Source organism: Roseibium sp. M-1, from assembly GCF_054515675.1.
In genome coordinates this window covers 1766937-1779223 of record NZ_CM137257.1, presented here as the reverse complement: position 1 = coordinate 1779223, position 12287 = coordinate 1766937, and the positions used below count along the sequence as shown (strand labels likewise).

The window sequence follows — 12287 nt, the reverse complement described above, 5'->3', positions numbered from 1 at the left end:
TTCCACAGCCACTCTTTTTCATACGCAAGAAACGGAAACCCTTTTAAGGTGACGCGACGGCGCCACGCAACCGGTGGCGCCCTGCTTGCGTCAAGGGGAAGACCAATGGCCGACCAAGCGCATCAGCTTGCGCCGCATCACCTGCCGCCGTTTCTGCCGTCGGCCGACGGCAGCGACTGGCTCATGACCGTCATGATCGGCGTACTGATCGTCGGTGCGGTCCTGGCAGGTGTTTTTTACCTGCATCTGCATTCCATTCCTGAACGGCTCGCCCACAAGCACGGGCGGGTGCATTTCGAGCTGGTGGCCGTGCTCGGCCTGCTTGCGCTTCTCACCCACAACAACATCTTCTGGGTAGCGGCGCTCATCCTTGCCTTCATTCAGTTTCCGGATTTCCGGACACCAATCGAATCCATCGCTCATTCCCTGAACCGTCTGTCCGGAAAGGGAGACAGTTCTTCCGGGGCACCGGAGAGTAATGGCGGGAACGTGGAAAACCGGGAAGAAAGTGCTGTGAGCCAACCGGAGACCCTGGCCGCTTCACCGCATGCCGGAAAGGCACAGAAAGAGACGGCCAAGAGCCCGCCCGAGCAATCGGGGCAGGAACTGAACAAGGAGGAGCCGCAACATGTTTGAGCTCCTTTTCTGCTCACTTCTTACTGTGCTGCCCGACTATCTTTACCGCCGCTATGCCCAGGGCAAGCGGATCGGCTACGAGATCACGCTTTTTTCTGTCTGGTACGAGCTGCGCTACGGCATTGTACTCTGCCTGATGCTGACGGTGTCGCTGATCACCCTGATCTTCTACTACCATCCGACTGCAGCTTCAGCGGTCTCCACGTTCCGCACGATACCAATCCTGCCTGAAAGTTCCGGGCGTGTGGTTGAGACCTACATACCGCTCGAACTTGAGTTCGAGGTCAAGAAAGGCGATCCGATCTTCAAGCTGGACAGTACGACACAGGAAGCCGACGTGCTGACTGCACAACAGCAGATCGAGGAAATCAACGGCGAACTCGCCATGGCACAGGGCGAACTCGCTGTCGCGACCGCCCAGGTCGCCCAGGCAACGGCAGCGCTGAAACAGGCCCAGGACGAACTGGACACGCGTCAGGAACTTTTTGACCGCAATGCAAACGTTGTCAGCCAAAGAGACATCGAAAAACTGCAGAACGTCGTTGCCTCCCTTCAGGGTGGCTTGCGTGCTGCCGAAGCCAACCGGGAGCTTGTCACCACGAAGATCAATGTCTCCTTGCCGGCAAAGTTGAAAAGTGCGGAAGCACGGCTCAGCGAAGCACAGGTCGAATTGGACAAGATGACAATATATGCCGGCGTCGACGGCACGGTCAGCCAGTTCATCCTGCGGCGCGGCGACATTGTGAACCCGCTGATGCGGCCTGCGGGGGTGCTTATACCCAAAGATGCCCAGCGTGAGCGGATCGTAGCCGGTTTCGGCCAGATCGAGGCGCAGGTTCTGAGGGAAGGAATGGTCGGCGAGGCATTCTGCGGCGCGTTGCCCTTCAAGATAATTCCGCTTGTCGTAACCGACATCCAGTCGCAGATAGCGTCGGGACAGATTAACGCAAGCGGCCAGTTGCTCGACACCATCCGTACGGTCAAGCCTGGGACGATCACAACAGTTCTGGAGCCGCTCTACAAGGACGGGTTAAGAGATTTGCCGCCGGGTGCTGTATGCACCGTCAACGCCTATACCTCCAATCACGACAGGCTATCTTCTGGGCAGCCGCTCGGCACCGGACAATTTGTTTTCCTGCATGTTGTCGATACTGTCGGACTGGTGCATGCAATTCTCTTGAGACTGCAAGCGCTTCTCTTCCCGATCAAGACCCTGGTGCTGAGCGGGCACTGACCGGAACAGGGCAAAACGGCAGGGACGGTGAAGTCCGTCCCCATCGTTTTTCAAACTCATTTGGCGTAGCTGACGACCTCGAATTCGATGCCGTCATCGTCGTCGAAGTAGAAGCGGCGGCCGGGTTCGTAGTCGCCGTGATTGTGGGTCTTGTATCCGCCTGCCTTGATGCGATCCTCGGTGGCGTCGAGATCGTCGACGACGACGGCGATATGGTTGAGCCCGCCATGGTGGCTGTAGCTATCACCCGGCACTTTGGTCGTCTGTTTCGGCGGCGCGTAAGCGGCTACATAGCTGGTCTCATTGCCGATATGATAGGTCGTGCCGCCGCCGAGGCTTGCTCCCTTCCAGCGTACCGTCCAGCCGAACCAGTCTTCAAGCCGTTTTGCCGTCGCCTCGGGGTCACTGACGGTAACGTTCACATGTTCCAGAAAAGCGCTGCTCATGTCGTGTCCTTTCAGGGTTTGACCTTTCTTGGACACTGGAGATAATTCCTCAAGTAAAGTTGAGGTCAAGTGCAGAAAGGCAAAAAATTGGAGAAGCTTATGAAAGGTACCGATCTTCTCTCCATAGGCGAACTGGCGGACCGTACCGGCCTGTCGGTCTCCGCCATCCGCTTCTACGAGGACAAGGGGCTGGTTCATCCGGCGCGCAATGCGGGCGGGCAGCGGCGGTTCCTGCGGGCGGATATCCGCCGGCTCTCCTTCGTGCTGGTGGCGCAGGAATTCGGGTTTTCCATTTCCGAGATTGCCGGCCAGTTGAAACGTCTGCCGGAGGGGCGGGCGCCGACGAAGTCGGACTGGACGCGCATCAGCCGCGAATTTCGCAGCCATCTTGACGAGCGCATTGCCCGCATGACAGCGCTGCGCGACAAACTCGACGCGTGCATCGGCTGTGGCTGCCTGTCGATGAAATCCTGCCAGCTCTATAATGCGGGCGATGCGGCAGCCAGCAAGGGCCGTGGACCGCGTTATCTCCTGGGCGACCGGCCGAATTTCGAAGACTGACGTTTGGCCTTGAAGCGAGTTTTACTTGCCGACGGGTGTCAGCTGCATTCTGCTGGCCAGTATCCGCTGTCCGGGTTGCGGGAAACAGGAACGGCTTTCACGTCTTTCGAACCGCAGGAGGCGCAGGTGAGGGTGTCGCTCAAGTCGGATACTTTCTGATGCGCTGAAAACCTGGAAGAATTCATATAGCGGAAGCGTCCGCAATGACCGCAAAGAATCGCAAGTCTGCGATCCGTCTTCAGCAAAGTTTCGACGGTCGGATCGTCTTCTTCAATAGGCCTCAGTATATTCATGAGTTTTAAAACGTGTCTGACGCAATGAGAGCCGCAAACGGCCAGTGTGAACAAATACTTTCACCTGTCAGGTTAGCATAGGGTGCGGTGAAATAAAACCACACATACTTACATGAATTTTTTTTCATGTTTTTCGGCAAGATTTGTTTTTCTCAATATTTCCGCGATGTCGCCGATAGTGGCCCTGGGCCATGGCAGGAAAGGTGCAAATTGCCGCGGAGATTTTGGCTCACCCAATCTGAAAGCGGCTCGCTATTTCGTGCAGCTGCGGTTAAGAGGGACCCATGACGATGCTTTCAGAAACCTGGCTGGACCTGTTCGGCCTGTCGGGCCTGCTCAATCCCTTTGCGATCCTGATCGGCCTGTATCTCGGCTGGCGGGCGGACCGCCCGCAAAAGCTCTGGATCGCGGGCTTTGCTGCCGCAACACTCACACTCATCCTGGACGGGGCGATCGGCGCGCTTTCCGTACCGCAGCCCTTTGCGCACGATGCCGGGGCCCTGGCCGTGTTTCCGTTCCGTTTCACGGGCGGACTTGCCGCTTCCGCGGTAGCCTATTGGTTCAACCGCCGCCGACGCAGCAGTTAAGCCACTCCAGCTCCTGCGTCAGCTTTCCAGCCAGCTGTTGAACAACAGCGCATTCGGGCAATTCGGCAAGGCCTTGTCCGCGCCGTCCGGATGGCTGTCCAGAAAGGCATGGCAGGCGTCTGTTTCGCGGCAGTTGATGCAGCGATGGGCGGCTCTTTGCATCGCGGCGTCGGTGTAGGCCCCGGTCGGTATGGTCTTCATGGCGCCGATTGTTTCCAGCATTCTGCCCATGAGCTCGGCGCGCTCGTTCAGGCGGTCCATCCAGTTCACATCGGGTCTCCTTCCGGCGGGGCGGGTGCAGCGGTTGCCGCCCGGTCCTTCTTCATCGAGGCTCGCCGTTGTCGGCGGCACTGGTTCAGAAATTGACCTTGCGCCAGTCCGGCCGGAGACGCCTTGATCAGGGTCAACCCCGGTCAAGCGCCTGCGCAACGACGCGTAACTCTGGGCATCTCTGGTCATCTCTGGGCAAGCCTTAAGAAAGCGGCCATACTGCGGGCCTATGATTCCGCATTCCTCCGGAAGACTTTGCCTGATCCGGAGGGCGAGAACCCGGAGACGGTGCGATGGTTGAAACGGTAAGCGCGTCACCGCTGCCGCAGGCGACCGGCAATGGTGCCGTCACCAAGGGACTTGAGCCGGGGACGGAACTCAAGGCCCGGGTCGAGGCGAACCTGCCCGGCGGGGTCGTGCGTCTTGCAACGGCCGATACCAGGCTGGAATTGCGCGTGGCCGCTCCCTTGCCCGAAGGGGCTGAGGTCACAGTGACGGTGTCGGGCAGCAAGCAGCAGCCGGCAATCCTGATCACCACCGGCAAGGTGGCAGATCTGGCCGCACCGCAATCTTCAGCGCCGGCAAACGTCCAATCGCAACCCCAAACCCTGACCCCGGCCCAAACCCCGGCCCAGACCCCGGCCCAGACCCCGGCCCAGACCCCGGCACAGACCTCGGCACAGGGCCAACCTCAGTCCCCAACATCTGCGGGCGTCACGCCACAGCCATCCGGTTCTGCACCGGTCACATCCCAGCCTGCGGCGGTCCAGACGCCGGTCGCAAGGCCCGCACCGGTTTTGGCCCATCTCGTTCAGGTGCTGTCTGTGAGTGCCGATGGTGTTCCGGCAACAAGTCCCGGCGCTCAATCTTCTGGTTCCCAATCTCCCGGCGTCCCGTCTCCTGGCGTCCAGTCTCCTGGCGTCCCGTCCCCTGGGGCCCCATCTTCAGGTGTCCAGTTTCCGGCTTCGGGTGCCGGAAATCAGCTTCCGGCAGGCGGCACACCTTCTGGCGGAGTTTCACCCCAGCCACCGGTTGCCGCCTCGGCGTCCCCGCCGCAAACTGCCGCTCAGCCGGCGCCAAGCCAGCCAACCGCTTCAGCGCCTGCCACGCCCTCCGTACCTTCCGGTTTGCAAACGACCAGCCTCGCGCAAGCCGCTACATTGCCTTCCGGACCGACCTCTTCAACGCCTGCCTTGGCTGGCTCCACCGCCCCGGCCCCGGTAACACCTCCGGCTTTAGGCCAGATTGCGGGCCAGACCGTCCCTCAAGTCGCCGGAGCTGCCACTGCGAACGTGCCGACTGTTGCCACAGCGACTACGCCCGGCAACGCGGCGCTGTATGCCGCCGGACAAGGCGGGACGGGGCAGGGGATTGCTGGGACAGGGCAAGGGACTGCAGGGACGGGACAGGCTCCGGGGGCAAGTCAGGGATTCTCGCCACAAGCGCCTGCTGCTGCTCAGGCGACCCAGCAGCTTGCCCAGAGCGGCCAGACTCCAGCCACTGCCGGCGAGAGGATGCGGGCGGGTGTGCAGGCGCCAATTTCATCCAGTGTGGTCCCTGCGGCAGGCGTGCCCGCTCAGGCTGACCTTCCGGCGGGGGTGTCCGCCCAGGTTTTTGGCCAAATTCCCGCCCAGTTTCCCGCCCAGGGTCCCGCGCAGATCAGCTCCCGAGGCGGAGCGGTTTCGCAGCCGCCCTCCGGAACAAACCCCGCGCCGCAGGGCCAGCCGCCTGCGCCGCCCGCCGTCAATTCAGGCTCCGGGTCACAGGCCCTCGCTGGTCCATCCGGCCAGGTTCCGCCCGTGCCGGCGGGCGCGCCGGGGCAAATTGGTTCCGCGGCGCAGGTTGCCGGCAACCCTGGAAGCGCAGCCACACCGCCTTCGTCGGGGCAAGCTGCTGTTCCAACTGCGTCTTTCGCGACGGCGGCCGGAACCGCAGCAGCCGGAGTTCCTTCTCCGCAACCCGGTGCAGCCGTCAATTTCCCTGAGCAGGGTCTACGGCCGGGAAATCCGGCAACATCCCAAACTGCCTATTTCGGCCGACCGGGAGCGGCAGCACCCTATGCAGCCGGTGCCGCGACGGCGGGTAACTCAGCGGCCGGTATCCCGACGGCCGGAACACCGGTGGCGTCTGCCGCGGGCTCGCAAAGTATCGCCAGTCCGGTCCGCCAGATCGCCGAGCAGTTGCGCCAGCCGCTTGCCGAGCAGCAAACAGGTCTCGGCAGCCTCTTTGCGCAGATCGGTTCGCTGATGAACGCGCAGTCGTCGGGTGCAGTGTCGCTGCCCGATCCGGTGGTCAGGGCGATGCAGCAGATCCTGGGTCTCCGGCTCAACACATCGCAATCCATGACGGGCAGCAGCCTGCAGACGGCCGTACAGCTTTCCGGCCAGTTCCGTGAGGCACAGCTTGCCTTGCCGTCGGCATACCCGGCAGGGCTGCCGGATCTGAAATCCGCGCTACTCTCCTTCAAGACGCTCCTTCAGCAGCTTGGGGCCCGGTCCGAGATCGCGCGGCCGGCAGGACAGCCGCCGGCACCTTCCCTGCATGGTTCGCCACAGGGTCAGGCGCAGCAGGCTGCCAGCGGCTATTGGGCGGGCGCTGCACCGCAGAACCTGACGGCGCTGCTGAAAGAAACGGATTCAGCCCTGGCCCGCATCCGGCTGACCCAGCTTGCAAACACGCGGCATGGCGGTGAGGACGCGCCGCGCATGGCCTCCCGGCCGATGGATCTGGTGCTGGAACTGCCGCTCGCCCTCGGGCAGGAAACCGCCGTCCTGCAGATGCAGATCGGACGCGACGGCAACGGCAAGGAAGAGGGGGAGGAGGACGAGCCCTCCTGGCGGCTGCGTTTCGCCCTGGACCTCACGGCAACCGGGCCGCTGGAAGCGGCCATCAGCCTGCGTGGCGGCGGCACTTACGCCAGCTTGTGGGTGGACCGCAAGGAAACGTTCGATGCCTTGACCGCGCAGCGCGAGACCATGGAAGCGGCCTTTGCCGATGCCGGACTGGACCTTCAGGACCTGCGCCTGATCCGCGGCCTGCCGCAAAGAACCGCCGCCCGCTATGGTGCGATGATCGACCGGCAATCGTGAGGGCATGATGGCTGACCAGAAAAAGCCGGACAAGAAGATCGCAGTTGCCCTGCAATATGAAAACGAGGGTGCCCCTGTCGTCACCGCCAAGGGCTCCGGTTCCATTGCCGAGCAGATAGAACGCCTGGCGCGCGAAGCAGGCGTGCCGATCGAGCACAATCCGATGATGGCCGAAGCGCTTTCCCAGATCGAGATCGACCAGGAAATCCCGATCGAACTCTACCAGGCGGTTGCCGTCCTCATCGGCTTCATCATGCGCACGGGCCAGGCCCAGCATCCGGCATCCGGGTGAGTTGTCACGAGAGTAAGCGTCTTTGAAGCAGGGTACGGAGCCTGGACGCAAAGAACAGTGCCATCTCCGCGAAAGCGGAGGCCCAGGAAACTCCGTCATTCGGGACGGATCACAGGCCGCGGTGCTGGAGTCCTTGCTCCCGCCCTTCCGCTGCGCAGCGACCGGGATGACGGCAGGTATCCGTCGTGACGCTTCACAAATTGCCATTGTCCCGCCAGGCACCGTTTCGGACACCTGCGCCTGTGTGAAAGCATCGCCTCGGCGTAAGGAAAACCTTGCAGCCGCGTCAATTCCCGACTAGGTCATCAAACGGCTATATATTCGCGCCGCAGCAATCCTTCCTGCTGTCTATTTGGGCGCGGCATCAGACGAACAGGATTTTTGACGAAGATGACGATTGTCGACGTACGCACACCCGATCCGAAGAAATTCATCAAGGGCGCGACGGGCGATTGGGAAATCGTGATCGGCATGGAAGTCCATGCCCAGGTCACGTCCGAAGCCAAGCTCTTTTCCGGTGCCTCGACGGAATTCGGCAGGGACCCCAACGACAATGTCAGCCTCGTCGACGCCGCCATGCCCGGCATGCTGCCCGTCATCAACGAGGAGTGCGTGCGTCAGGCAATCCGCACGGGTCTTGGCCTGAAGGCGGCGATCAACCTGAAATCCGTCTTCGACCGCAAGAACTACTTCTATCCGGACCTGCCGCAGGGCTACCAGATCTCCCAGTTCAAGCAGCCGATCGTCGGCGAGGGCAAGATCCTGCTCGACATGCCGGACGAGCAGGTCGAGATCGGCGTCGAGCGCCTGCACCTGGAACAGGATGCCGGCAAGTCGCTGCACGACCAGCACCCGACCATGTCCTTCGTCGACCTGAACCGGTCCGGCGTCGCGCTGATGGAAATTGTCTCGAAGCCGGATCTGCGCTCGGCCGACGAAGCCAAGGCATATCTCACCAAGCTGCGCATTATCCTGCGCTATCTCGGCACCTGCGACGGCAACATGGACCAGGGGTCCATGCGCGCCGACGTCAACGTCTCCGTGCGCCGTCCGGGCGGAGACTTCGGCACCCGCTGCGAGATCAAGAACGTCAACTCGATCCGTTTCGTCGGCCAGGCCATCGAATATGAGGCCCGCCGTCAGGTCGCGATCCTGGAAGACGGCGGCAAGATCGACCAGGAAACCCGTCTCTTCGACGCCGTCAAGGGCGAGACCCGATCCATGCGCTCCAAGGAAGAAGCGCATGACTACCGTTATTTCCCGGATCCGGACCTTCTGCCGCTGGAATTCACGCAAGTCTTTGTAGACGAGCTGGCCCAGCACCTGCCCGAACTGCCGGACGACAAGAAGAACCGTTTCGTCAGCGCTTATGGCCTGACCGCCTATGACGCCGATATCCTGGTTGCCGAGAAGGCATCGGCCGACTTCTTCGAGCAAGTTGCCAAAGGCCGCGATGCAAAGCTTGCCGCCAACTGGGTGATCAACGAGCTCTTCGGCCGCCTCAACAAGGAAGGCAAGGACCTGGCCACAAGCCCGGTCTCCGCAGCCCAGCTCGGCGGCATCGTCGACCTCATCAAGGAAGGCGTCATCTCCGGCAAGATCGCCAAGGACCTCTTCGAGATCGTCTGGTCCGAAGGCGGCGACCCGGCAAAGATCGTCGAAGAGCGCGGCATGAAGCAGGTGACCGATCTCGGCGCGATCGAGACCATTGTCGACGAGATCATCGCCGCCAACCCGGACAAAGTCCAGCAGGCGATTGCCAAGCCGGGTCTGCTCGGCTGGTTTGTCGGCCAGGTGATGAAACAGTCCCAGGGCAAGGCCAACCCGCAGGCCGTCAGCGACATGCTGAAGCAGAAGATCGGCCTGGAGTAAGCTCGGGCCGGCGAGGAGCGTGCGATGTCCGTCGATCTGCCGATCACCGGATCCTGCCATTGCGGTGCTGTGTCTTACGAAATGAAGACACAGCCCAGACATGCGGTGGAATGCAATTGCTCCATCTGCCGGCGTCTCGGCACCGTCTGGGGCCATGGCGAAACCGGAGACATCGAAATTCAGGCGGCTCCGGAAGCAACGTTCAGCTATTCCTGGGGTGACAAGGGCCTTGCCTTCCACACCTGCAAGACCTGCGGCTGTACCACCCATTGGGCAAGCATTTCGGACAAGGCCCCGGGCCGTATGGCTGTCAACCTGCGCCTTGCAGAGCCCGGCACCATCGAAGCCATCGGCCTGCGCCATTTCGACGGCGCGGACACTTGGGAATTTCTCAACTAGCCGTTTTCCAAGATCTGGAACCTTCGGGCTGTCTCGGCCGCGAAGCCTTTGCGCCGCAACGGGCCTCAAAAGGCCTTCGAGCGGGGTACGGCCGGCAATTGACGGCTGACGTTACGCAAGAATTCAGGTCAAGTATTTGCTCAATAACCGTGCAAGTGCCTGCGTATAACGCTTGATGCAGAAATAGCGTCCCTCGCTATATCGCAAATGTCTCCGATATTACCCATTGGCACGGACCTTGCTGTTCTCGCGATGTACGAAGTGTGGGGGCAGATTTTTCATGTGGCTAGGGCTGGTGTCTTTGGTTGGCAGCAATGACCAATCTTAGATTTTTCGAAATCTATCGGAATCCGGAATATCTTTGGCTTCTGGCAAAGGGCGCGCTGGTCAGCGCCGTCCTGACCGTCGGTGGTGGTCTTCTGGGGTTCGCACTAGCTGTGCTTCTGGCTGCGGTACGTCACTACCGGGTTCCGGTCCTCGCGCAGTTGGCGACGGGTTATGTCGAGTTCATCCGCAATACCCCGCTGATTGTGCAGATGTTCTTCGTCGCCTTCGGCCTACCGCTTCTGCTCGGCTACCAGTGGCCTTTCTGGGCCCATGCCCTGTTGGCGCTGTCGATCAATTTCTCCGCCTATTTTGCCGAAATCTTGCGCGCCGGGCTTGTTGCGCTGGGGGCAGGGCAGTCGGAGGCGGCCGATGCGCTCGGTCTCCCCCGCTGGCTGAGTTTCGTGAAGATATGCCTGCCGCAGGCAGTGGCGGCCATGTATCCGTCGCTGAACAGCCAGTTCATCTTCCTGTTTCTGACCACCGGCATCATCTCCGAGATCGGTGTCACCGATCTCACTTGGGCGGGTCTTTATATCGACAGCCGCAACTTCCGGTCCTTCGAGGTCTTCTTCACGCTGACAGTGATCTACCTCCTCATGTCGCTTGCGTTCAAAAGCCTGCTGGCCCTGCTGCACGACAGGTTGTTCAGGTGGAAGGTGGCGCGATGAGGGAGATCCTGGTCAGCCTGCTCGGCAAGCCGTTCGGCATCGTGCTGTTTCAGCTCCTGGAAGCAACGCAATACACGATCTACCTGTCGCTCATCGCCTTTGTCGGTGGCGGCCTCATAGGGATGTGCGTCACGGCGGCGCGAGTGTCGCCGCTCCGGTTGCTGAAACGGATCTTCACCGCCTATACGTGGCTGTTCCAGTCCGTACCTCTCCTCATGCTGCTGTTTCTGCTCGGGCTCGGGATACCGCATCTGTTTTCGATCCAGGTCGATCCGTGGCGGGCGGCCGGCATTGCCTTGACGCTCTATACCAGCGCCTACCTCGCCGAGGTCTGGCGCGGCGCGCTGACGGCCATTCCTGCCGGTCAGCACGAGGGTGGCAAGGCGCTCGGGATGACCTTTGCGCAGATCATGCTGCTGATCGTGTTGCCGCAGGCGTTTCGCCTGGCGATCGCACCCACGGTTGGCTTCATGGTCCAGATCATCAAGGGCACTTCGCTTGCCTACATCATCGGCTTTCACGACCTGATGACCGTCGGCAAACGCTGGGCAAATGCACCCGTGCCCGGCACGCAGCCCTTCGTCATCTATCCGATCATGGCGATGATCTACTTCTCTCTCTGTTTTCCGCTGTCCGTGTGGTCCAGGCGCCTCGAAAAGCGCCTGGGATCCGCATCGTCCAGGGTCGGCAAAGCAACCGCCGCCTGAATACAGAAGCCGTTTCAAGAACCTATGGAGGGTCGAACAATGCTGAAGAAATTCCTGGGGCTGGCAAGCCTCGCCCTGGCCGTCGCGCTGAGTGCGGCAAGTCCCGCATCGGCGGAACTGAAGGACATCCTGGCTGCCGGCAAGATCAAGATCGCAACACCGGAAAACTTCCCTCCCTTCGGGTCATTGGGCAGCGAAGGTGAATATGAAGGCTATGACATCGATGTCGCCAAGATGATTGCGGAAGATCTCGGGGTCGAGCTGGAACTCGTGCCGGTCACGTCCAAGCAGCGCATACCTTTCCTGGAAACCGACAAGGCGGACCTTGTCATCGCAACGCTCGGTGCCAATCCGGAAAGAGCCAAGTCCATCTGGTTCTCTCACGCCTATGCACCGTTCTTCTCTGGCGCGTTCGCCAAGCCGGACGTCGCGGTATCCGGCATCGCCGACCTGGCCGGCAAGAAAATCGCCGTCACCGGTGGCACGCTTGAAGATCTCGCGATTACAGAAGATGCACCGGCGGATGCGGAAATCATCCGATTCGGCGACAATGCCGCCACCATTGCCGCCTATGTCTCCGGCCAGGCCGACGTCATCGTGACCGGTAACATGGTTGCGCTCGGCATTGCCAATGAGAACCCGGACTTCGGCCTGGAAAACAAGTTCATTATCGCCAACTCGCCGTCCTTCATCGGTGTGAAGACCGGCAACATCGATCTGCTGCAATGGGTCAACGTCTTTGTTCTGCAAAAGAAACTGAACGGCAAACTCGATGGCCTGTCGAAAAAATGGCTGAAGACGCCGTTGCCACCGTTGCCTGCTCTTTGAGGCTGCGCCCAGGGGGTTGACAAAGAACGCACGGCCAAGGCCGTGCGTTTGTTTTTGCAGGGAAAATGCGAGGTTACA

13 protein-coding genes are annotated in these 12287 nt (G+C 61.0%); 11 read left to right on the top strand and 2 right to left on the bottom strand.

The features are described 5' to 3' along the window. Positions 1-105: 105 nt before the first annotated feature. Together ACX3M4_RS08105 and ACX3M4_RS08100 are read left to right on the top strand one after the other, a co-directional pair. Positions 106-636, top strand: coding sequence for a hypothetical protein (locus tag ACX3M4_RS08105; RefSeq protein ID WP_459358075.1), 531 nt, complete (start codon positions 106-108; stop codon positions 634-636). Beyond that, a complete protein-coding gene (locus ACX3M4_RS08100) occupies positions 629-1870 on the top strand; it encodes an HlyD family secretion protein (protein ID WP_459358074.1) in 1242 nt (413 codons plus the stop codon). Before ACX3M4_RS08105 ends, ACX3M4_RS08100 begins: the two co-directional genes overlap by 8 nt. A gap of 56 nt (positions 1871-1926) precedes the next feature. Here ACX3M4_RS08100 and ACX3M4_RS08095 read toward each other — a convergent pair whose 3' ends face one another. Then, positions 1927-2316, bottom strand: a complete 390-nt coding sequence (locus tag ACX3M4_RS08095) for a VOC family protein (RefSeq protein ID WP_459358073.1) — start codon at positions 2314-2316, stop codon at positions 1927-1929. A 99-nt stretch (positions 2317-2415) separates the two neighbouring features. Between ACX3M4_RS08095 and soxR the strand changes: the two genes are divergently transcribed. Then, entirely contained in the window at positions 2416-2877 is a 462-nt protein-coding gene (gene soxR / locus ACX3M4_RS08090; RefSeq protein WP_459358072.1) for a redox-sensitive transcriptional activator SoxR, read from the top strand. A gap of 577 nt (positions 2878-3454) precedes the next feature. Continuing rightward, positions 3455-3757, top strand: a complete 303-nt coding sequence (locus ACX3M4_RS08085; RefSeq protein WP_459358071.1) for a phosphatidylglycerophosphatase — start codon at positions 3455-3457, stop codon at positions 3755-3757. Positions 3758-3775: 18 nt separating this feature from the next. On the opposite strand, the gene ACX3M4_RS08080 is transcribed toward ACX3M4_RS08085, so the two are convergent. Beyond that, the gene (locus ACX3M4_RS08080; RefSeq protein ID WP_459359391.1) at positions 3776-4018 is read right to left on the bottom strand and encodes a DUF6455 family protein; all 243 of its coding nucleotides are present in this window, start codon (positions 4016-4018) and stop codon (positions 3776-3778) included. 2129 nt (positions 4019-6147) lie between these two features. On the opposite strand from ACX3M4_RS08080, the gene fliK reads away from it, so the two are divergent. From fliK to ACX3M4_RS08045, 7 genes are all read left to right on the top strand, one after another. Continuing rightward, entirely contained in the window at positions 6148-7116 is a 969-nt protein-coding gene (gene fliK / locus ACX3M4_RS08075; RefSeq protein WP_459358070.1) for a flagellar hook-length control protein FliK, read from the top strand. Positions 7117-7123: 7 nt separating this feature from the next. After that, on the top strand, positions 7124-7408 hold the full coding sequence (locus ACX3M4_RS08070) for an EscU/YscU/HrcU family type III secretion system export apparatus switch protein (protein ID WP_459358069.1): 285 nt from the start codon (positions 7124-7126) through the stop codon (positions 7406-7408). A gap of 390 nt (positions 7409-7798) precedes the next feature. Further along, positions 7799-9280 (top strand): Asp-tRNA(Asn)/Glu-tRNA(Gln) amidotransferase subunit GatB, encoded by a 1482-nt coding sequence (gene gatB / locus ACX3M4_RS08065; RefSeq protein ID WP_459358068.1) that lies wholly within the window; start codon positions 7799-7801, stop codon positions 9278-9280. Between the two features lie 24 nt (positions 9281-9304). Continuing rightward, a complete protein-coding gene (locus ACX3M4_RS08060; RefSeq protein WP_459358067.1) occupies positions 9305-9679 on the top strand; it encodes a GFA family protein in 375 nt (124 codons plus the stop codon). 314 nt (positions 9680-9993) lie between these two features. After that, positions 9994-10674 carry an amino acid ABC transporter permease gene (locus ACX3M4_RS08055; RefSeq protein ID WP_459358066.1) on the top strand — a complete coding sequence of 227 codons (681 nt, stop codon included), beginning with the start codon at positions 9994-9996 and terminating at the stop codon, positions 10672-10674. Next, the gene (locus tag ACX3M4_RS08050) at positions 10671-11381 is read left to right on the top strand and encodes an amino acid ABC transporter permease (RefSeq protein ID WP_459358065.1); all 711 of its coding nucleotides are present in this window, start codon (positions 10671-10673) and stop codon (positions 11379-11381) included. Before ACX3M4_RS08055 ends, ACX3M4_RS08050 begins: the two co-directional genes overlap by 4 nt. 39 nt (positions 11382-11420) lie before the next feature. Further along, positions 11421-12209 (top strand): transporter substrate-binding domain-containing protein, encoded by a 789-nt coding sequence (locus ACX3M4_RS08045; RefSeq protein ID WP_459358064.1) that lies wholly within the window; start codon positions 11421-11423, stop codon positions 12207-12209. The last annotated feature ends 78 nt before the right edge of the window (positions 12210-12287 follow it).